Annotated in this window: 18 protein-coding genes; 8 read left to right on the top strand and 10 right to left on the bottom strand. The window is 70.7% G+C overall.

Annotation, left to right across the window (positions count from 1 at the left end; all coding sequences use genetic code 11):
* Positions 1 to 20 precede the first annotated feature (20 nt).
* Both soxR and AB0L64_RS32290 read left to right on the top strand, forming a co-directional pair.
* Entirely contained in the window at positions 21 to 500 is a 480-nt protein-coding gene (gene soxR, locus AB0L64_RS32295; protein ID WP_363716306.1) for a redox-sensitive transcriptional activator SoxR, read from the top strand.
* Between the two features lie 72 nt (positions 501 to 572).
* A complete protein-coding gene (locus AB0L64_RS32290; protein ID WP_363716304.1) occupies positions 573 to 2699 on the top strand; it encodes a DEAD/DEAH box helicase in 2127 nt (708 codons plus the stop codon).
* Between the two features lie 152 nt (positions 2700 to 2851).
* Here AB0L64_RS32290 and AB0L64_RS32285 read toward each other — a convergent pair whose 3' ends face one another.
* The gene (locus tag AB0L64_RS32285) at positions 2852 to 3709 is read right to left on the bottom strand and encodes a sulfatase-like hydrolase/transferase (protein WP_363716302.1); all 858 of its coding nucleotides are present in this window, start codon (positions 3707 to 3709) and stop codon (positions 2852 to 2854) included.
* A 9-nt stretch (positions 3710 to 3718) separates the two neighbouring features.
* On the bottom strand, positions 3719 to 4516 hold the full coding sequence (locus AB0L64_RS32280; RefSeq protein WP_363716300.1) for a metalloregulator ArsR/SmtB family transcription factor: 798 nt from the start codon (positions 4514 to 4516) through the stop codon (positions 3719 to 3721).
* 106 nt (positions 4517 to 4622) lie between these two features.
* Between AB0L64_RS32280 and AB0L64_RS32275 the strand changes: the two genes are divergently transcribed.
* From AB0L64_RS32275 to AB0L64_RS32265, 3 genes are all read left to right on the top strand, one after another.
* Positions 4623 to 5408, top strand: a complete 786-nt coding sequence (locus AB0L64_RS32275) for a GNAT family N-acetyltransferase (RefSeq protein ID WP_363716298.1) — start codon at positions 4623 to 4625, stop codon at positions 5406 to 5408.
* Between the two features lie 13 nt (positions 5409 to 5421).
* Entirely contained in the window at positions 5422 to 6168 is a 747-nt protein-coding gene (locus tag AB0L64_RS32270; RefSeq protein WP_363716296.1) for an SDR family oxidoreductase, read from the top strand.
* Positions 6169 to 6259: 91 nt separating this feature from the next.
* Complete coding sequence (locus AB0L64_RS32265; protein WP_363716294.1) at positions 6260 to 6988, top strand: MerR family transcriptional regulator; 729 nt, start codon at positions 6260 to 6262, stop codon at positions 6986 to 6988.
* Positions 6989 to 7002: 14 nt separating this feature from the next.
* On the opposite strand, the gene AB0L64_RS32260 is transcribed toward AB0L64_RS32265, so the two are convergent.
* Positions 7003 to 8565 (bottom strand): adenylate/guanylate cyclase domain-containing protein, encoded by a 1563-nt coding sequence (locus AB0L64_RS32260; RefSeq protein WP_363716292.1) that lies wholly within the window; start codon positions 8563 to 8565, stop codon positions 7003 to 7005.
* A 129-nt stretch (positions 8566 to 8694) separates the two neighbouring features.
* On the opposite strand from AB0L64_RS32260, the gene AB0L64_RS32255 reads away from it, so the two are divergent.
* Together AB0L64_RS32255 and AB0L64_RS32250 are read left to right on the top strand one after the other, a co-directional pair.
* A complete protein-coding gene (locus tag AB0L64_RS32255) occupies positions 8695 to 10461 on the top strand; it encodes a M1 family metallopeptidase (protein ID WP_363716290.1) in 1767 nt (588 codons plus the stop codon).
* A 63-nt stretch (positions 10462 to 10524) separates the two neighbouring features.
* Positions 10525 to 10938, top strand: coding sequence for a hypothetical protein (locus AB0L64_RS32250; RefSeq protein WP_363716288.1), 414 nt, complete (start codon positions 10525 to 10527; stop codon positions 10936 to 10938).
* On the opposite strand, the gene AB0L64_RS32245 is transcribed toward AB0L64_RS32250, so the two are convergent.
* Complete coding sequence (locus AB0L64_RS32245; protein ID WP_363716286.1) at positions 10893 to 11753, bottom strand: GNAT family N-acetyltransferase; 861 nt, start codon at positions 11751 to 11753, stop codon at positions 10893 to 10895. The two genes, AB0L64_RS32250 and AB0L64_RS32245, sit on opposite strands and share 46 nt — an antisense overlap.
* A 93-nt stretch (positions 11754 to 11846) precedes the next feature.
* Here AB0L64_RS32245 and AB0L64_RS32240 point away from each other — a divergent pair, with 93 nt between their 5' ends.
* Complete coding sequence (locus AB0L64_RS32240; protein WP_363716284.1) at positions 11847 to 12524, top strand: GntR family transcriptional regulator; 678 nt, start codon at positions 11847 to 11849, stop codon at positions 12522 to 12524.
* Between the two features lie 99 nt (positions 12525 to 12623).
* Here the strand turns inward: AB0L64_RS32240 and AB0L64_RS32235 are convergent, their stop codons facing one another.
* The 6 genes from AB0L64_RS32235 to AB0L64_RS32210 are packed head-to-tail and all read right to left on the bottom strand — an operon-like array spanning position 12624 to position 19848.
* Complete coding sequence (locus AB0L64_RS32235; RefSeq protein WP_363716282.1) at positions 12624 to 14375, bottom strand: gamma-glutamyltransferase; 1752 nt, start codon at positions 14373 to 14375, stop codon at positions 12624 to 12626.
* Entirely contained in the window at positions 14372 to 15373 is a 1002-nt protein-coding gene (locus AB0L64_RS32230; protein ID WP_363716279.1) for an oligopeptide/dipeptide ABC transporter ATP-binding protein, read from the bottom strand. Before AB0L64_RS32230 ends, AB0L64_RS32235 begins: the two co-directional genes overlap by 4 nt.
* Positions 15373 to 16350 (bottom strand): ABC transporter ATP-binding protein, encoded by a 978-nt coding sequence (locus tag AB0L64_RS32225; protein WP_363716277.1) that lies wholly within the window; start codon positions 16348 to 16350, stop codon positions 15373 to 15375. Before AB0L64_RS32225 ends, AB0L64_RS32230 begins: the two co-directional genes overlap by 1 nt.
* A complete protein-coding gene (locus AB0L64_RS32220) occupies positions 16347 to 17234 on the bottom strand; it encodes an ABC transporter permease (protein WP_359927857.1) in 888 nt (295 codons plus the stop codon). Before AB0L64_RS32220 ends, AB0L64_RS32225 begins: the two co-directional genes overlap by 4 nt.
* The gene (locus AB0L64_RS32215; RefSeq protein WP_363716276.1) at positions 17234 to 18187 is read right to left on the bottom strand and encodes an ABC transporter permease; all 954 of its coding nucleotides are present in this window, start codon (positions 18185 to 18187) and stop codon (positions 17234 to 17236) included. The genes AB0L64_RS32220 and AB0L64_RS32215 overlap by 1 nt, the downstream gene beginning before the upstream one ends.
* Positions 18184 to 19848, bottom strand: coding sequence for an ABC transporter substrate-binding protein (locus tag AB0L64_RS32210; RefSeq protein ID WP_363716274.1), 1665 nt, complete (start codon positions 19846 to 19848; stop codon positions 18184 to 18186). Before AB0L64_RS32210 ends, AB0L64_RS32215 begins: the two co-directional genes overlap by 4 nt.
* Positions 19849 to 19912: the final 64 nt, after the last annotated feature.

The raw sequence follows: 19912 nt of genomic DNA, 5'->3' as shown, positions 1-19912 counted from the left end.
TTGAGGTCGGAGGGACGGCGATGGACATCGAGCCGGGTGAGTTGACGGTCGGGCAGCTGTCGCGGCGCAGCGGCGTCGCGATCTCGGCCCTGCACTTCTACGAGCGTCAGGGGCTGATCGTCAGCCGCCGTACGACGGGGAACCAGCGCCGCTACAAGCGCGACACGTTGCGCCGCGTGGCGCTGGTCCGGATCGCCCAGCGGGTCGGCGTACCGCTGGCCGAGGTCGCCGCGATCCTCAAGCTGCTGCCGGAGAACCGGACGCCGAACCGGACCGACTGGGAACGCATCTCGGAGTGCTGGCAGGCCGAACTCGACCGGCGCATCGTGCACCTCGAACAGCTCCGCGACGACTTCAAGGACTGCGTCGGCTGCGGCTGCCTGTCCCTGGACCGCTGCGCCCTGGCCAACCCGCACGACAGCCTCGCGTCCGCGGGGCCCGGGCCTCGGCGCCTGATGAGCCCGGCCGGCGAACCCTGCCATCCGGGCAAGTGCGCCTGACTCCGGCGCGGTTTCCACAGGCCGCGGCCGGCGGCGAGCGAACTGGGGGTGTGGGCGTCTAGGGTCGTCGGCATGGGTGAGACCGACTCGATGCTGACGCTGACCGACGACCGCGCCAAGGTTGCGGGCGACCTGATCCGCGCGATCGCGGGGGAGGACGCGCGGCTGCGGCCGGATCAGGAGACCGCCGTCGCGGCACTCTGCGAAGCGGCGGCGCGGGTGCTCGTGGTCCAGGCCACCGGCTGGGGGAAGTCCGCTGTGTACTGGGCTGCCACGGCGATCCGCCGGGCCGAGGGGTTCGGGCCGACGCTGGTGGTCTCGCCGCTGCTGTCGCTGATGCGTGACCAGGTGGCCGCGGCGAGTCGCGCCGGGCTACGCGCCGCGACGCTCAACTCGAACAACATCGACGAGTGGTCCACCATCGAGCACGACCTGCGCTCCGGCGCCGTCGACGTGCTGCTCGTGTCGCCCGAGCGGTTGGCCAACCCGGGCTTCGGCAGGCGCGTGCTGGACAGCCTGGCCGGGGAGATCGGCCTGCTGGTGATCGACGAGGCGCACGCCGTGTCGGACTGGGGCCACGACTTCAGGCCGGACTACCGCCGGGTGTCCGAGGTGCTGCAGCAGCTGAACCCGAAGACCCCGGTGCTGGCCACGACCGCGACCGCCAACTCGCGCGTGACGGAGGACGTCGCGAAGCAGCTCGGTGAGTCGACGCTGGTCCTGCGTGGCCCGCTGGCCCGCTCGAGTCTCCAGCTCGCGGTGGTGGACGCGTTGTCGCCGCTGGACCGGTTCGCGTGGGTCGTCGACGTGCTGCCGAAGCTTCCGGGCTCGGGCATCGTCTATGCGTTGACGGTTGCGGACGCGCAGCGGCTCGCCGCGGTGATCCAGGAGGTGCACGGGCGGGACGTCCCGGTGGCGGCCTACACAGGCCAGCTGGAGGCGGGGGAGCGGGAGAGTCTCGAGGACGCGCTGCGGGACAACCGGTTGAAGGCGTTGATCGCGACGTCGGCGCTGGGGATGGGCTACGACAAGCCCGACCTCGGATTCGTGGTGCATGTCGGTTCGCCGCCGTCGCCGGTGTCGTACTACCAGCAGGTCGGTCGTGCCGGCCGCGGGATCGACCACGCGGTGGTGGCGTTGCTGCCCTCCGATGCGGATTCCGGTGTGTGGGACTACTTCGCGACGGCGACGATCCCGGTCCCGGAGAACGTCCAGCGACTGCTGCGGGCGCTGGAGGGCTACGGCCTGGACCAGCCGGCATCGGTGCCGGCACTGGAGGCCGAGACCGGGCTGCGGCGGACGCGCGTCGAGCTGATGTTGAAGCAGCTCGCGGTCGACGGGGTCGTCGAGCGGGTCGAGCGCGGCTGGATCCGGACCGGCGCCGAGTGGACGTTCGACGCGGCGCACTACGACGGGATCGTGTCCGTCCGGCGGCGCGAGGCAGACATCATGCGGGCCTACACCCGCGGTGATCGTTGTCTGATGCAACTTCTCCAGGAGTCGCTGGACGATCCGTCGGCGGAGCCGTGCGGGCGGTGCTCGGTGTGTCTGGGGCGGCTGCCGGAGCCTCTGGTCGCGCGGCCGGAGCCGGAGACCGTCGCGACGATCACCCGGTCGCTGCGCGGCGAGGTGCACGTCCTGGAGCCGCGGAAGATGTGGCCGGGCGGTGCGTTCGGCGCGCGCGGGAAGATCCCGCCCGGCCTGTCCGCCGAGCCGGGCCGCATCATCGTGTACGCCGACGCGCCCGAGTGGCGCGAGGTGTTGCAGGGCGCGTTCAACGGCTCGCCGGTTCCGGAAGCCGTCGAGGCGCTCCAAGCCGGTGCTGTTGCGGCGCTCTCGCGGTGGCGTGGTTCGTGGTCGGCGCGGCCCGACGTCGTCGTACCGCTCGCGGCGGGTGGTCATCCGGACCTCACGTCCGCGATTGCCGATCACGTCGCCGGGGTCGGGCGGTTGGAGCGGGCCGAGCTGACGATCGACCGCACCGGCTACACCGATGACCTGTCATCGGCGGAGGAGGCGAAGGTCTGGCGCGACGGCATCACTGTGGACGGCGCCACCGCCCAGGCCGTCACGGCACGCACAGTCCTACTGCTCGTGGACTCCACGTCATCCCAGTGGCCGGTAACCGTCGCCACAGCCAAACTCCGCGAAGCGGGCGCTGCGGCCGTTCTCCCACTGGTGATCCACAAACGCCCCTGACAGCCCCAGCGAGAGGCTTCCGCGGCGTGGCGCGCTGTCACGTGGCGCGGGAGCGCCACGTAGCCAGGGTGTCGGTCCAGGTGTCGTTTGCCCCGAGCAGTGCCGTGAGGACTTCGGGCTGCTCGGTGGCGAGGTTGTGAATCTCGGTCGGGTCATCCCCGAGGTTGTAGAGGTAGGTGCCGGGCGTTTGCGGGCCGCCCAGATGTTCGACGGGGTCGGTGACGAGTTTCCAGGGGCCGCGGCGGACGGCCTGCTGGCCGGCGTACTCCCAGGTGAGGGTTCGCTCGGGCGCATCGCCGGTGAAGAGCTGGATTCCGTCGAGGTCGGCAGGCGCCGTCGTCCACCCGGCTGATCATCGCGGCCATCACCTGCTTGTCCCACGGCAGATGCGCGTACGGCGCCATCGCGTCGGCGGGCGCGTGCATCGGGTAGTGCGGCGCGTTGTACGCGACGTAACACAGGAACGGATCGTCGACCGAGGAGATGAACTCCACCGCGCGATCGGTGATCAGGTCGGTCAGGTAGTCACCGTTGTGCCAGACCTCGTCGTCGTCCGACCACAGATCGTGCAACGGGCTCCGCACACCCCAGTACATGATGTGCGAGTAGTAGTCGACGCATCCGGCCCGGAACCCGAAGTGGTGGTCGAACCCGAAGCGCAGCGGCGCCGACCCTGGCTCGACGCCCAGGTGCCACTTGCCGAACACCGCCGTACGCCACCCCGCCGCCGACAACTCCGACGCGAGTGTGGACTGCGCGGGCAGACCGTGCGTGTCCCGCCGAGCGCCGAGGATGGACTCGACCCCCGCGTGCGCCGGGTGCCGCCCGGTCAGTAGCGCGGCCCGCGACGGCGAGCACACGGGGGAGTTCGAGTACCACTCCGTCATCCGCACACCGCGCGCGGCGAGCGCGTCGAGGTGCGGCGTCCGGATGTCCGGGCTGCCGTAGCAGCCGAGGTCGCCCCAACCCAGATCGTCGGTGTAGATGATCACGATGTTCGGACGGGGCACGCGCAACTCCTACCGGTCGACGGTGACGGACGCCTCCAGCAAGGATTTCAGATCCGCGAGCAGTGCCGGCCAGCCGTCCTGGATCATGGTCCGGATCGTGCTGCCGGGCTCGAAGCCGCTGTGGATCACGGTGAGCTTCACCTGGCCGTCGACCGGCTCCAGCTCGAAGGTTGCCATCGACAACGGCTCCCGGCCGGCCTGCTCGTACGTCGCGTCGTCGAACCCGACCGCCTTCGCGAACTCGGGCGTGATGTGGTGCCAGGTGTAGGACAGCCGCGTGTACGGCGTGTGCTCGACCACCACCTGCCCCGGTCCGTCGATCGTGACGTCGCCCTGGTGCCACACCATCGCGGAGCCGGGCTCCCAGTCGGTCTCGTGGTGGAGCTGCCAGTACTGCTCGGTGAACGCCGGGTCGGTCAGCGCCTGCCACAGCCGCTCGGGTGTGGTCCGGATGTACGTCGTGTAGACGAAGTCGTTGCCGGACGGATCAGTAGTCATCTCAGCCTCCAAGGCCGTCTTCAGGTCGGCGAACAGCTGCACCCGCCGACGGTCGTACTGATGGATCCAGCGATCGGCGATCGCGTTGATCGGCTCCGCGTTGAGGTGGTGCAACTTCTCGCGGCCGCGCCACACGGTGGTGACGAGGTTCGCGCTCTCGAGCACGGCGAGGTGCTTGCTGACGGACTGCCGCGCCATGTCCAGCTCGGCGCACAGCTCCCGCAGGGTCTGCCCGTTGCGCGCGTTCAGCAGGTCGAGCAGCCGGCGCCGGCTCGGGTCGGCCAGCGCCCGGAACACCTCGTCGTCCATCGCACTCCGATCGCTTCATGCAGCCGTCTGGCTGCCTTTCCAACATAGGCAGCCAGACGGCTGCATGTCAACCAAACCCGATTGACGCACCGGCGAGGATGGTCGCGTGGAGATCGAGAGCCTGGGATTCCGGACGGATCTGTTGCTGCTGAGCATGGGCGGCAGCGAGGTGCACGACACCGGCGCGTACGTCGTGGCGCGGACGCCGGCCAATCCGGGCTTCTGGTGGGGGAACTTCCTGCTCTACCGCACGCCGTTCGCGCCGGGCGGCGCCAAGCGCCGGATCGACGACTTCCGCCGCGAGTTCCCCGAGGCGCAGCATGTCGCCCTGGGCGTCGACAGCACGGACGGCGAGGTCGGCGTGGAGGACGAGCTGACCGCGGCCGGTCTGACTGTCGAGCGCAGCGTGGTCATGACTGCCCAGCAGGTCGTCCAGCCGCAGCGGCCGAACGAGCAGTCGACGTTCCGGTTCCTGAGCAGCGACGACGACTGGGAGCAGATGTACCACCACAACCTGGCGTGCGCGGAGATGGAGGTGGACTCGGCGTACGAGGAGTTCACTCGGCGAAAGCTCGTGACGAATCGCGCGCGGGTCGACGCCGGCCACGGGAAGTGGTTCGGGGCGTTCGACGGTGACCGGCTGCAGAGTTCACTCGGCCTGATCTTCGACGGCAACGGGCTGGCCCGGTTCCAGAGCGTGCTGACGTCGCCGGAGGATCGCGGCCGGGGTCTCGCCGGCACGCTCGTCCACCACGCGTCGACGTACGGGCTGACCAGGGCGAAGACCCTCGTCATCGTCGCGGACCCGGACTACCTCGCGATCCGGATCTACCGCGCCGTCGGTTTCACCGACGCGGAGACCCAGCTCCAGTTCATCGTGCCGCCCGCATGACAAAGTAGGGCGCATGAGTGAGGGACGACGTGGGGTTGTGCTGGTCACCGGTGGAAGTCGCGGCATCGGAGCGGCGGCGTCGCTCGCGCTCGCGGCGGACGGCTGGGATGTCGGGGTCAACTACCGGACGCAGGCCGACGAGGCCGCCGGGGTCGTGAAGGCCTGCGAGGAGCGCGGCGGACGGGCGATCGCCGTTCAGGCCGACGTCGTCGAGGCCGGGCAGATCGAGCGGCTGTTCGACACCGTGACCGCGGAGCTGGGCCCGATCGGTGCCGTGATCAACAATGCCGGCGTCGTGTCGCCGTCCGGGCGGGTCGCGGAGTACGACGCGGAGCGCCTCGACCGGGTGTTCCGGATCAACGCGATCAGCGCGTTCCTGGTCGCCGGCGCCGCGGTCCGCCGGATGTCCACGGCGTACGGCGGGACCGGCGGCGTCATTGTGAACATCTCCTCGCGCGCGGCGGTCCTCGGATCGGCCGGTGAGTACGTCGACTACGCGGCGAGCAAGGCGGCCGTCGACGCGCTCACCACCGGGCTGGCGAACGAGGTCGCGAAGGAGGGTGTCCGCGTACTCGGCGTCCGGCCCGGACTCATCCAGACCGACATCCACGAGCCCGGCCGCCTGGACCGCCTCGGTGCCACGCCGCCCCTGGCCCGTCCCGGCACCGCGGAGGAGGTCGCCGAGGTCATCGCCTTCCTGGCCTCACCCCGCTCGTCCTACATGACAGGCACCACGGTCGACGTCTCCGGCGGCCGCTGACCCCGCGATGGACCACTTTGTGCACCAGATCCGCGCCATCGGGCCGCTCCGGTACGGATCGGGTGCACAAAGTCGAGGGAGGAGGTAGGGCGTGGGCTTGCGGCCGGTGGATCTGGCGCGGCGGGCGGGGGTGTCGACCCAGCTCGTGCGCAACTACGAGGCGGCGGGGATCCTGCCGCCCGCACCGCGCTCGGACACCGGGTACCGGCAGTACGGGCCGGAGCACGTCCAGGCGCTGCTGACCTACCGCGCGCTCTACCCCGGGTTCGGTGCCGAGACCGCGACGGAGATCATGCGTGCCGTCCACAACGGCGACGAAGCACTCGCGTACAGGCTGGTGGACGCGGCCCACGCCGCGCTGCACGAACAGCGACTCGCGACCGACGCCGCCGACGAGGCGCTCGCCGCGCTGGCCGCGGAGTACGTCGACGAGCAGCCCGTGACCGGCCCGTCCCTTCTCGTCGGAGAGCTCGCGCACCGCCTCGGCATCCGTACGTCGGCCCTCCGGGTCTGGGAAGCCGCGGGCCTGCTCGCGCCGACGCGGGAGCCGGGCACGAAGTACCGCCGCTACGGCCCGGAGCAGGTGCGGGACGCGCGGATCATCCACATGCTCCGCCAAGGCCGGTACTACTTCGAGCAGATCAAGCCCGTCCTCGACGGCCTACGCCGTACCGGCAGCACCGACGCCCTGCGCGCCGCCATCGCCGAGCGCCGCGCCGCCCACGACCGCCAGACCAAGGCGATGCTGCACGGCGCCGCGCTGCTGCACCAACTCATCGACGACCTTGTGCCCGCACCAACCGCTGCTGCGCCAGTCTGATGGTTGGTGGGTGCTCAAGGTCGGTGCGGTACGGCGAGGTGGGTCGGGGTTGACCGGCCGCGGACGGTGACCTCGTCGCCGGGGCGCCAGTTGGCGGCCTCGGCGGGGGCCGACTCGGCGACCGCACTCATCGACGCGACCAGCCTGCCGGGCGCCGTCTTGGCCAGCTCGCTCAGCCTGGCCGCTTCGTTCACCGGGTCCCCGATCACGGTGTACTCGTGTCGCCGTACGTCGCCCACCGTGCCCGCCACCACGACACCGGCCGTTACGCCGATGCCCGCCGTTGCTTCCGGCAACTCTTCGGCGAGCCGCCGGGCCAGTTCACGCCCCGCGGCGAGCGCGCTGCCCGCCGGGTCCGCGAGTTCGGCCGGGGCGCCGAAGATCGCGAGCGCCGCGTCGCCGGCGAACTTGTTCACAAACCCGCCCTGGCGGTCCACCTCGGAGACCACGATCGCGAAGAACCGGTTGAGCAGCTGCACCACCTCGGCCGGCGGCCGCTCCGCTGCCAACTCCGTCGAGCCGACCAGGTCGACGAACAGCACCGCGGCGTACCGCTCCTCGCCGCCGAGGCTGTCGCTGCTCAGCGCCTCCTGCACGACGCCCGGGCCGACGTACCGCCCGAAGACGTCGCGGATCCGCTCCCGCTCGCGCAGCCCCTCGGTCATCCGGTTGAAGCCGGCCTGCAGCGATCCCAGCTCGGTGCCGTCGAACACCGGGATGCTCACGTCCAGCCGGCCCTCGCCGATCAGGCTGAGCGCGTCCCGGACCGAGCGCACCGGCGCCACCACCGACTTCGCCGACAGCCAGGTCAGCAGGCATCCGTTGCCGAGCGCCACGATGCCGAGGGCAAGGATGACGACCGAGAGCCGGGTCGACGTGACGTCGCCCTCGATCAGCGCCAGGACGGCGGCCAGCATCAGCCCGGCCACCGGGACACCGGAGCCGACCGCCCAGAAGAACACCATGCGCGCCTTCAGCCCGGCCGCCAGCAGCCGGCGCGGCGGCGGGGAGTCGACGAGCGCCCGTGCCGCAACCGGCCGCAGCGCGAACTCGGTCAGCAGATACGAGACCGAGCAGGTGATGATCGTGCCGTCGACGACCGTCAGTGCGACGCGCAGCGCGTTCTCCGGCTGCAGAATCAGCGTCATCACGGTGAAGAACACGGCAGCGAGCAGCCAGAGCAGCACCTCGATCAGCGTCAGCCGCAGCGGGAGTTGCAGCGTGGCGATCTGCTCGCGACGACTGGCCGGCCGTCCCAGGTCGATCCAGTGCGTCTCGCGGCGGGTCAGCCGGGTGCTCCAGACGCAGCCGACGGCCACCGCGACCACGAAGTACGCCGGGATCACGATCGCGTCGACGAGCTGGAGCTGATCGACCAGCGACGGCCCGGGCAGCACGAAGACCGCGAGCACGAACACGACGAGCGCGCCGATCAGGTTGGTCCCGATCGAGAACGTGGTCATCAGGATCTGCAGCCGGACGCGCAGCCTCTGCGCGCTCTGGTCGGCCGGTCCGAGCAGCCAGGATCCGAACGGCCGCCGTTTCAGCACCAGCTCGGGACTCTGCTGCGACATCATGGGACCCAGTCTGCCGTGTCAGGACCGAACGAGGGTTTTGGCACGGTGGTGCGGCTGGCCCAGATTGGCCGTCCGAACCGGCCGGGACGTGGGTAATGTTCCCCGGACGCCTCACCTGCGGAGCTTCCCTTGACGTACGATCGCCACTCCTTCGCCGAGCCGAACGTGGTTCGGACCACCCACCTCGAGCTCGACCTCGCGCTCGACTTCGCCGAGAAAGTGCTGGCCGGCAGCGCCACGCACACGCTCGCCTGGACCGGTGCGACCGACCGGCTCGTCCTGGACACCCGCGACCTCACGGTGCTGGGTGTCGAGGGGGAGACGGCCGACGGCTGGGAGCCGCTGGAATACAGCCTCGCGGTGCCGGACCCGGAGCTGGGTTCCGCGCTGACCATCCGGACCGCGGGTCATCCGCGGGTCAAGGTCAGCTACCGGACGGCGCCGACCGCGACCGGTCTGCAGTGGCTGGAGCCGGCCATGACCGCCGGCGGCGTGATGCCGTTCATGTTCAGCCAGTCGCAGGCGATCCACGCGCGCAGCTGGGTCCCGGTGCAGGACACGCCCGGCGTTCGGTTCAGCTACGCGGCCCACGTGACCGCGCCGCCGGAGCTGATGGTGCTGATGAGCGCCGACAACGGCACGACGTCGCGCCGCACCGGGTCGTACGACGTGGTGATGCCCGAGCCGATCCCGTCGTACCTGCTGGCGATCGCCGCGGGCGACCTGGTGTTCGAGCCGCTCGGCGAGCGGTCGGGCGTGTGGGCCGAGCCCGCGACGGTGCGCCGGGCGGCGACCGAGTTCTCCGACACCGAGGAGATGATGCGGGTCACCGAGGAGCTCTTCGGCCCGTACCGCTGGGGCCGCTACGACCTGCTCGTGCTGCCGCCCTCGTTCCCGTACGGCGGGATGGAGAATCCGCGGATGACGTTCGCGACGCCGACCGTGGTGATCGGCGACAAGTCGCTGGTCAGCGTGATCGCGCACGAGCTCGCGCACAGCTGGTCCGGCAACCTGGTCACGCAGGACAGCTGGGACGACATCTGGCTCAACGAGGGCTTCACGTCGTACGTCGAGAACCGGATCGTCGAGGCCGTCTACGGGACCGAGTTCGCGGTGATGGAGACCGCGATCAAGCAGCACGCGACGGTGGTGAAGCTCGACCCGCTGACGCCGGCCGAGCTCGCGGTCGAGCTGCCCGGTCTGCACCACCGGTCCGAGTACCACGGCAAGACGTCGACGGGTCCGCTCAAGGGCTCGTGGTTCCTGTCCTGGCTGGAGCAGCGGTTCACCCGCGAGGTGTTCGACCCGTTCCTGCGCGGGTACTTCGACCGGTTCGCGTTCCGCAGCATCAACACCGACGACTTCGTCGAGCACCTGCGGGAGCACCTGGTCGCGGCGCACCCCGGGGTCGTGACGGAGGCCGAGCTGGCCGCGTGGCTGTACGAACCGGGCATCCCCGGGTTCGCGGAGCGGGCGGTGTCGGCGCGGTTCCAGGTCGTCGACGAGGCGCGCGGCCTGTGGCTGTCCACGGGCGAGCTGCCGCACGGCGCGGAGCGGTGGACGACGCAGGAGTGGCTGCGGTTCCTCGACGCGGCTCCCGACGTCCTGAGCCCGGTGCTGCTGCAGCAGCTCGACCGCGCGTTCGGCCTGACCGGTACGGCGAACGGCGAGATCGCGCGGCGCTGGTACCAGATCGTTGCCGCGAGCAGCTACGAGGCGTCGTACGCCGAGATGGCCGAGTTCCTCACCCGGGTCGGCCGGATGAAGCTCGTCCTCCCGGTCTACCAGGCCCTGGCCGGCACCGACCGCGCCTTCGCCGCCGAGGTCTTCGCCAAGGCCCGCCCCGGCTACCATCCGATCACCACCGCGGCCGTCCAGAAGATCCTCGGCCAGTAGACCGGACAGTAGACTGGGCGGCATGACTCACATTCCTGACGGGAGGATGGATCCCGCTGCTCGATGAGCGGGATCCGGGTGCGGAGCCGCAAGGATCTCAAGCACCAACGCCGCCGCAGGTCCCACTCGTGCTGGGACCATCTGCTGATCGCGCCGCTCTGGCCGATGTACGACGTGAACCTCGGGACCCTGCTCCGGACCTGTGACGCGGTCGGGGCGTGTCTCGCGGTGCCGAAGTTGCCCTGGGTGCCGGACGCGCTTGCCAAGGGCAACACGCTGCGGCGCCGAACCTGTGTGCACTGGACCGGGCACGACCCGGTCCGCTGGCTGATCGACCAGCGGAGCAGGCCGGACACGACGGTGATCGGGGTCGAGCTCGCCGACGAGGCGGTCCGGCTGGCCGACCTGCGTTGTACCGGCTGGCCGGGCTGCTATAGGTCCAGCTTGCGCCGGTGCGTCCGGTACTGCGGGCGGTAGCCGAGGCGATCGTTGGTGCGGCGCATCGCCCTGTTCGTATCAACCGTGTCGGTGCGCAACCCGTCGAGATCGGGGAACCGGCGCCGGGTCTCGTGGATCTGCGCGGCCTTCATCCACAGCGCGAGCCCACGGCCGCGGTGCTCGGGGAGGACGGCGGTGCCGTAGTGCTGCCCGTCGCCCTTCCCGTCACCCGGTACGACGACCTCGGTGAAACCCGCGATGCGGCCGGTGCCGTCCACGGCCGCGACAACGGACAGGTGCTCGCCGCGTTGCGCGATCAGCTGTGCGGCGTACCTGGTCCGCTCGACGTCCCAGACGTCCACCGGGATCGCGATCGTGCCGGACGGCGCATCGTTCATCCCGGCGCGCGCGTCGGTGAAGGTCTGCACCAGTTCGTCCGGTGGCACACCGTCCCACGACACCAGCCGGTACCCGGCGACCGCCGGTACGTCGGGCGTGGTCGTGGACAGATCCAGCCGCGCGTAGATGAGCGTCAGGCCGATGGTGAACCCGCGCCGCTGGAGGAAGCGATCGCCGACCGAGTCGACGTCGACGTCTGCGACGATCGTCCGTACGTCGTGTTCGCGCGCGCCGTTGACGACCGCGCCGAGCAGTTGCGTCCCGATCCCGCGGTCGCGCTCGGCGGGGTGCACGGTGAGCTCTGCCTCGCCCAGGTGCGCGTGCGCCTTGCGGCTGTGCAGGCGGAGGAACGCGGAACCGACCGGCGTGCCGTCGGCCTCCGCGGCCAGCCACGCGATCCGGCGGCTGAACGGCTTGAAGTCGGGATCTGTCAGCGGAATCACTCTGATGCTCAAGCCGTCAACATAACGCGGTTGCGGGATCAGGTGCCGCGCGGAGGCCGATCGGCTAGCGTGGCCCGCAGGCCGAACGGGGAGAGGAGCCCAGGGGTGGAGCAGTTGGACGACGACGTGCGCGTCGTACGCACGATCGGTGCCGACCATGTGGCGCTCCGCGAGCAGGTCCTGGCGGAGCTGCGCCGGCGGATCGTGGACGGTGAGTACCAGGAGGGCGAGCGGCTGACGGAGACCCGGCTCGCGGACGACTTCGGTGTGTCCCGCAACCCGGTCCGGGAGGCGCTGCGCGTGGTCGAGGCCGAGGGCTTCGTGCAGATCCTGCCGCGGCGGGGCGCGGTCGTCGCGACGCTCGACGAGACCGCGGTGCGCGACCTGTTCGCCGTACGGCAGCAGCTCGAGACGCTCGCCGCCGGGCACGCGGCGGAGCGGGCGACGCCCGAGGGCATCGCGATGCTGCGCCGCCTGGTCGAGGACGCGAACGCCGCCACCAAGGCCGGGGACTTCGACCGGGTCGCGGAGCTGAACAGCGCCTTCCACCGCGCCGTGATCGAGGTCAGCGGCAACCGGTGGCTGCTCTCGATGTCGGCCGCGATGTACCACCACGTGCACTGGGTGTTCCGCGTCGGTGCCGCCCAGCGTGCACCGCATTCGTCCGAGGAGCACGTCCGCCTGGTCGACGCGATCGAAGCCGGGGACGCGGAGGCCGCCACCGAAGCAGCCCGCCTCCATGTCGAAGCCGCCGCGAAGGCAGCCCTCCGCCCTACGGCTTAATCGGTAGGGATCGCCAGGCCATCACAATTGCCACTCTCCTGCTGTCGTCACGTTCAGCACGTCGGGGGCGGCGCGATTGTGATGGCCTGCAGATCCGGGCTACCGGCCGACCGCGTAGCCCTGCATGCCGCGTGGGTTTGCAGCCGCTGCGAGCACGCCGTCGGCTTCCTTACGGACCGCGCACAGCCGGCCCAGGCTCCACGGGTCTGACTCGGTGACGACGTGCCCGCGCCGTGCCAGCTCGTCGACGACGGCACGCCCGACGCGGGTTTCGACCACCAGGCCGCCCGGCTCCGAGGTGCGCGGGTAGAACGACGACGGGAAGCCGGTCGTGTGCCACGCGGGGGCGTCGATCGCCTCCTGCAGATCCAGCCCCGCGCCCAGGTGCCGCAACAGGAACAGCAGCTGCCACTGGTCCTGCTGGTCGCCACCCGGCGAACCGCACGCCATCACCGGCTCGCCGTGCCGGAGCACAAGCGTCGGCGTCAGGGTCGTCCGCGGCCGCTTGCCAGGTGCGAGCGAAGCCGGCAGCCCTTCCTCGAGCCAGAACATCTGCGCGCGGCTGCCGAGGCAGAAGCCGAGCTCGGGGATCGTCGGCGACGACTGCAGCCAGCCGCCGCTCGGCGTCGCCGAGATCATGTTGCCCCAGCGGTCGACCACGTCGACATGGCACGTGTCGCCGCGCGTCTCCCCGACGGGCGAGACAGTCGGCTCGCCGGTCGTCGCGTCGCCCGTCTCGTTGCCGGCGGCAATCGACGGCAGCTTCGGCGTCCGTCCGCCGGGGCTGCCCGGGCGCAGTTCCAGCGAGGCGTCCGCGCCGATCAGCTTCGCCCGCTCGGCGGCGTACGCGGGGGAGAGGAGCGTGTCGAGCGGTACGTCGGCGCCGTCGCCGTACCAGGCCTCGCGGTCGGCGTACGACAGCTTCATCACCTCGACCGTGGTGTGCACGCCCTCGGCGGTGTCCAGGTCGACGTCCCCGAGCTCCGCGAGTACGGCGAGGGACTGCAGCAGGCCCGGACCCTGCCCCCACGGGCCGGTCTTGGCGACGGTGTACCCGTTCCAGTCGTACGTCGCTGCGTCCTCCCAGCTCGCCTCGAACGCGGCCATATCGTCGCCGGTGATCAGTCCGGCGTGGTCCGCGCCGCTGGAGTCGCGGTGCGGGATCCGCGAGAACTTGTCGATCGCCTCCGCGACGAATCCCTCCCGCCAGGTCTTCCGCGCCTGCTCGATCTGCGCCTCGCGATCCGGCCCGACTGCTGCGGCCACGAGCTTCTCGAGCGTCGCGGCGTACGCCTCGTTGCGGAACCGGCCCGTGACCGGGCGGCCGCCGTCGAGCCACAGCGCGGCGGACGTCGGCCAATGCTCCTCGAAGAGCTGCTGCACGGTGGCGATGGTGTCGGCGATCCGCGGCACGAGCGGGTGGCCGTTGCGCGCGTACTCGATGGCGGGCTCCAGTACGACGCTCAGCGGCAGGGTGCCGTGGTCGCGCAGCAGGAGCAGCCAGGCATCGACCGCGCCGGGAACGGTGGCCGCGAGCGGACCCGAGCCGGGCACCAGCGTGAGACCGAGCGAGCGGTAATGCTCGATGGTCGCGCCGGCCGGCGCGACGCCCTGGCCGGACAGCACCCGCGGCGTCGGGTCGGCGGCGGTCGCGATGATCGCCGGCACCTCCCCGCCGGGCCCGTTGAGGTGCGGCTCCACGACGTGCAGCACGAACCCGGCCGCGGCGCCGGCATCGAACGCGTTGCCGCCAAGCTCGAGGATCCGCATCGCCGACTGCGACGCCAGCCAATGCGTGGACGAAACCATCCCGAACGTGCCGCGCAGCGTGGGCCGGGTGGTGAAACTCATCGAGCGACTCCTTCAGTTGAGCGTACGTCGGGGCCGGTGCCGTCGTCCTCGACCAGGTGGCAGGCGACCTGGTGTCCACCTTCGCCGATCCTGCGCGGTTGCGGGACGACCGTCCGGCATGTGTCCACCGCGACCGGGCAGCGGGTGTGGAACCGGCAGCCGGGCGGCGGGTCGATCGCCGACGGGAGGTCGTCGCCGAGCAGGACCGGCCGGCGGGCGCGCTGCTCGGCGGGATCGGGGACGGGCGCCGCGGACAACAGCGCCTGGGTGTAGGGGTGCGCCGGCTTGCCGAAGATCCGCGCCCGCGGTCCCTGCTCCACGAGCTGGCCGAGGTACATCACCGCGACCTCGTCCGCGAGGTACTCGACCGCGGACAGGTCGTGGGTGATGAACAGGCAGGCGAACCCGAGATCACGCTGCAGGTCCGCGAGCAGATTGAGTACGGCGGCCTGCACCGAGACGTCGAGCGCACTCGTCGGCTCGTCCGCGACGAGCAGGCGCGGCTCGGAGATCAACGCGCGCGCGATGCTGACGCGCTGCCGCTGACCACCGGACAACTCGTGCGGCGCCCGCTGCGCCACTTCGGGCCGCAGCCCGACCCGGCGCAGTGCTTCGGCGACCTTGGCGGGGATGTCCTTGCGGCGCATCAGGCGCAGCGGTTCGCCGACGATGTCCCCGACGGAGAACCGCGGATCGAGTGAGCCCGCCGGGTCCTGGAACACGATTGACACGTCGCGTCGATGCGGGCGGAGCCTGCGGCGATTGAGATGGGTGATGTCGGCGCCGGCGAGCCTGACGGTTCCGCCGGTCGGTTCGAGCAGCCGGACGACGCAGCGACCGACGGTCGACTTGCCGGACCCGCTCTCGCCGACGAGCGCGACGACGGAGCCTTGCCGGATCCGCAAGGTGACGCCGTCGACCGCGCGGACCGGCCCGAAGTGCATGACGAGATCCTCGACGTCCAGGGCCGCCTCGGCGGGCTGGGAGACGGCGTCCATCAGACCTCCACTGGTTCGCGAACGGGGTTCCAGCACGCGACCCGATGCGGGGCGCCGGTGAGTTGCGGCTGGGACGACGTACAGGTGTCGACGGCGCGCGGGCAGCGGTCGGCGAACGTGCAGCCGTCGGGTTGCTCGGTGAGGACCGGCACCAGGCCGGGAATCTCGTTCAGCCGCTGGGATTCCGCGTGCCGGCCGGCGGCGGGCGAGGCGCCGAGCAGCCCGACCGTGTACGGGTGCTGCGGGCGCGCGAACAGCTCGTGGACCTCGGCGGTCTCGACGACGCGCCCGGCGTACATCACCGCGACCCGGTCGGCGAGGTCCGCGACCACCCCGAGGTCGTGGGTGATCAGGACGATGCTGGTCCCGAGGCGTTCCCGCAGCCCGCGCAGTACGTCGAGGATGCCGGCCTGGATCGTCACGTCGAGGGCCGTGGTCGGCTCGTCGGCGATCAGGACCTTCGGGTCGCAGGCGACCGCCATCGCGATCATCACGCGCTGCCGCATCCCGCCGGACAGCTGGTGCGGGTAGTCGCCGACGCGGCGCTCGGCGGACGGGATGCCGACGAGTTTGAGCAGCTCGACCGCGCGGGCGCGCGCCGCCTGGCGACTGAGCCCGACGTGCGTCCGCAGCACCTCGCCGATCTGGTGGCCGACGGTGAAGACCGGGTTCAGCGAGGTCATCGGCTCCTGGAAGATGTACGCGACCTCGCGGCCCCGGATCGACTGCAGTGTGCGTTTGCCGGCGCCGACGAGTTCGGTGCCGTCGAGCTCGACAGAACCGGTGACGCTCGCGGTGCGGGGGAGCAGGCCGGCGATGCTCATCGCCGTGACGCTCTTGCCGCAGCCGGACTCGCCGACGACCGCGAGCACCTCGCCGTCCCCGACCTCGAAACCGACCCGGTCCACCGCCGACAGCGGGCCGTCCTCGGTGCGGAAGGTGACGGACAGATCCTTGACTGCCAGAACAGGTTTCACCGGCGGCTCGCCTTCGGGTCGAGAGCGTCGCGGAGGCTGTCGCCGACGATGTTGAACGCCAGCGTGAGCAGCATGATCGCGACACCGGGCATCACCGCGGCCCACGGCGCCCGGGACGCGAACTGCTGCGCGTCGGCGAGCATCGTGCCGAGGCTCGGAGCGGGCGGCTGGATCCCCAGGCCGAGGAACGACAGCACGGCCTCGCCGAGGATTGCCGCCGGGATGCCGACGGTCGCCTGGACGATGATCGCCGACCCCGCGTTCGGGAGGATGTGCCGGCCGAGCACCCAGGCGTCGCCGGCGCCCTCGACGACCGCCGCGGCGACGAAGTCGAGCGACTTCAGCCGCAGCGTCTCGGACCGGACGATCCGGATCATGCCCGGGATCTGGGCGATCCCGATCGCGATCGCCGCGTTGCCCAGGCTGGCGCCGCGGATCGCGGCCAGCCCGACGGCGAGGATCAGGAACGGGAACGCCAGCACCAGGTCGGTGAGCCGCGAGATCAGCGCGTCGACGGTCCGGAAGTAGCCGGCGATCAGCCCCAGCGGTACACCGACCACCAGCGAGAACGCGACCGCGAGGACGCCGACGTGCAACGACGCGCGGAGCCCGAACATGATCCGGGAGAGCACGTCGCGGCCGAGGTCGTCGGTGCCGAGCAGGTATCCGACCGTGCCGGGCGGGGCGAACGCGCGGTCGAGCTGGGTCTGGGTCGGCTCGTGCGGCGCCAGCCAGTTGGCGAACACCGCGAGGAACACGGCGAACGCCAGCACTGCCAGTCCGGTGAGTGCGAGCGGGTTGTGCAGGATCCGGCGGGCCACCCGGCGGCGGTTGCTGCGCAGCGGCGCCGGGTGGTCGGGCGTCACGGCTTCGGCGACGGCCATCACGCCTCACCTCGCACGCGGATCCGCGGATCGATCACGGAGTACAGCAGGTCGACCAGCAGGTTGATCACGATGTACGCCGTCGCGGTCACCAGCACGACCGCCTGGATGACGGGATAGTCGCGCTGGAAGACCGCGTCGACGGTCAGTTTGCCGAAGCCGGGCAGGGCGAAGATCCGTTCCGTGACGACCGCGCCGGAGATGAGCGCGCCGAGTTGGAGGCCGACGATCGTGACGACCACGATCAGGCTGTTGCGCAGGGCATGTCTTCCGACGACGGCCCGGGTCGGGAGACCCTTGGCCTGCGCCGTCCGGATGTAGTCGGCGGACAGGGCGTCGAGCATCGACGACCTGGTCTGGCGCATGATCACGGCGGCCAGACCGGTGCCGAGGATCAGGGCCGGGAGGATCAGATGGTGGAGGTTGGCGACCGGGTCGCTGAAGAACGGCACGAAACCCGAGGCAGGGAAGAGGCCGAGGGCAACCGACAGGTACAGGATCGCCATCAGCCCGAGCCAGAAGTGCGGCACCGACAGGCCGAGCAGTGCCAGCGCGTTCGCGGCCCATTCCGCCGGGCGCCCACGCCGTACGGCGGCCACGACGCCGGCGCCGACCCCGATGACGCTCGCGATCAGGATCGCCAGCACCGACAGCTCGATCGTCACCGGCAACGCGCTGACGATCATCGACCGCACCGGAGCGCCGGTCCGGATCGACTGCCCGAGGTCACCGCGCGCCGCGTGGCTGACGAACTGCCAGAACTGCACGATCCACGACTGGTCCAGCCCGTACTGCTGCCGGATCGCCCGCAACGACTCCGGATCGCGATCCTCCCCGGCCAGCGCCAGCGCCGGGTCGCCGGGCAACGCCCGCACCCCGGCGAACACCACGATCGTCGCGAGCACGAGCGTCACCGCGGACTGCCAGAGCCGATTGAGCAGGTACCGCCTCACTTGGCGAATCCTGCGAAGGCGGTGCGGATCACGCCGTCCGGGTAGACCTGGATGCCGAGCAGCTTCTTCGAGACGCCGGTGAGGTTGCGCTGGCGGTACATGTAGATGATCGGGTCGTCCTGCTGCAGCTTGCCGACCACCTCGCCGTACAGCTTCACGCGCTCGGCCTGGTCGGTGGACTGGCGGGCGTCGGTGAGGAGCTTGTCGACATCGGGGTTGCTGTAGCCGGAGACGTTCTGGCTTCCGGTGGTGCCGACGAAGTTGTAGATGTTCGCGTCCGGGTCGACGCGGCCCGACCAGCCGAGCTGCAGCAGCTCGAAGTCACCGCGGTCCTGCTGGTCCAGCAGCGCGGCGTACTCGACGGGCTTGATGACCAGGTCGAAGCCGCCGTCCTTCACCATGCCCTGCAAGGCCTGCGCGAGCCGCAGGCTGTCGGGGTTGTTGGAGGTGATCATCTCGACCTTGTACGGCGTGCTGACACCGGCGTCGGCGAGCAACTGCTTGGCCTTCGCGGGATCGTGCGGCGGGCAGACCTGCGCCGCGTCGGACGTGAACTCACTCTTCGGGGACACCGGCGAACAGGCGACCGTGTTGAGGCCGTTGAAGATCGACTTCACCAGCGCGTCCCGGTCGATCGACAGCGCCAGCGCCTGGCGCACCTTCGGGTCCTTCGCGATCGGCGTGTCCAGCTGTTTCTGCGGGTTGCCGATCCCGTTGGCGTTCCCGATGTTGATCGTCAGGCCCTGGTAGCCGAGCGACTGCGACTGCAGCACGCTGACGGTGTCGTCCTTCTGCAGCGTGGGCGCGTCCTGCGACGAGAGCGAGTCCGCCACCTGCGCGTCACCGGACTTGAGGTTCGCCGAGCGGATGCTGGAGTCGGTGATGATCCGGTACTCGATCGCGTCGAGATGCACCTTCGCCGCGTCGTAGTACAGCGGGTCCTTGACGACTTTGATGGAGTTCTGCGCGACCCGGTTGGCGAACTTGAACGGGCCGACGCAGACCGGCGCGTTCGAGAAGTTCGCGCCGAGCTTCGCGACGGCGGCGGGGCTGAGTACCATCCCGGCGCGGTCGGCGAGCGCCGCGGTCAGCGGGGCGAACGGCTTCGAGAGCTTGATGACCACGGTCTTCGCGTCCGGCGTCTCGATCGACGTGATCGGGCCGAGTTCGCTCTTGCGGGCCGATCCGGCGAGCGTGAGGTGCCGGTTCAGCGAGGTCTTCACGGCGTTCGCGTCGAACGTGCCGCCGTCGGCGAACTTCACGCCCTGCTTCAGCGGGATGGTGAGGCTGAGCCCGTCGGACGAGATCGTCGGCAGTGCGGTCGCGAGCTGCGGCACCACCTTGGCGTCGGAGCCGAGGTCGTACAGCTTCTCGCACATGGTGTGGAAGACGTAGCGCGAGTACAGGCTGCGCGACAGCGTCGGATCGAGCTTGTCCGGGTCGGCCGACAGCGCGACCGTCAGGGTCCCGCCCTGCTTGACCTTCGCCGGGTCGGCGGCGTCACCGAACACGTCCTGCCCGGCGGCGGTCGACTGGCCGCCGCCGGACTGGTTGTCACTGCCGGCCGGCTCCACCGGCGAGCAGGCGGTCCCGACGAGGGCCAGCGCGGCGACCGCCGCGCCGGCCCCGATGAAACGGTTCAGTGACAGTCGACGAGTCATCACGTGCTCCTAGTAGGCGGGGTACTGTCGACTGTTTCATGTATACAACCGGGGTGCGCAAGTG

Origin of the sequence: Kribbella sp. NPDC051936, assembly GCF_040680955.1 — a bacterium.
Classification (GTDB): domain Bacteria; phylum Actinomycetota; class Actinomycetes; order Propionibacteriales; family Kribbellaceae; genus Kribbella.
Note: the sequence above shows the minus strand (reverse complement) of the source record. Positions and strands in the feature narration are given on the sequence as shown.

Bases quoted from the DNA above. Each gene is read 5' to 3' on its own strand.
- soxR (WP_363716306.1), top strand. From the start codon at position 21: ATGGACATCGAGCCGGGTGAGTTGACGGTCGGGCAGCTGTCGCGGCGC.
- AB0L64_RS32290 (WP_363716304.1), top strand. From the start codon at position 573: ATGGGTGAGACCGACTCGATGCTGACGCTGACCGACGACCGCGCCAAG.
- AB0L64_RS32280 (WP_363716300.1), bottom strand. From the start codon at position 4,516: ATGGACGACGAGGTGTTCCGGGCGCTGGCCGACCCGAGCCGGCGCCGG.
- AB0L64_RS32270 (WP_363716296.1), top strand. From the start codon at position 5,422: ATGAGTGAGGGACGACGTGGGGTTGTGCTGGTCACCGGTGGAAGTCGC.
- AB0L64_RS32260 (WP_363716292.1), bottom strand. From the start codon at position 8,565: ATGATGTCGCAGCAGAGTCCCGAGCTGGTGCTGAAACGGCGGCCGTTC.
- AB0L64_RS32250 (WP_363716288.1), top strand. From the start codon at position 10,525: ATGAGCGGGATCCGGGTGCGGAGCCGCAAGGATCTCAAGCACCAACGC.
- AB0L64_RS32235 (WP_363716282.1), bottom strand. From the start codon at position 14,375: ATGAGTTTCACCACCCGGCCCACGCTGCGCGGCACGTTCGGGATGGTT.
- AB0L64_RS32230 (WP_363716279.1), bottom strand. From the start codon at position 15,373: ATGGACGCCGTCTCCCAGCCCGCCGAGGCGGCCCTGGACGTCGAGGAT.
- AB0L64_RS32220 (WP_359927857.1), bottom strand. From the start codon at position 17,234: ATGGCCGTCGCCGAAGCCGTGACGCCCGACCACCCGGCGCCGCTGCGC.
- AB0L64_RS32210 (WP_363716274.1), bottom strand. From the start codon at position 19,848: ATGACTCGTCGACTGTCACTGAACCGTTTCATCGGGGCCGGCGCGGCG.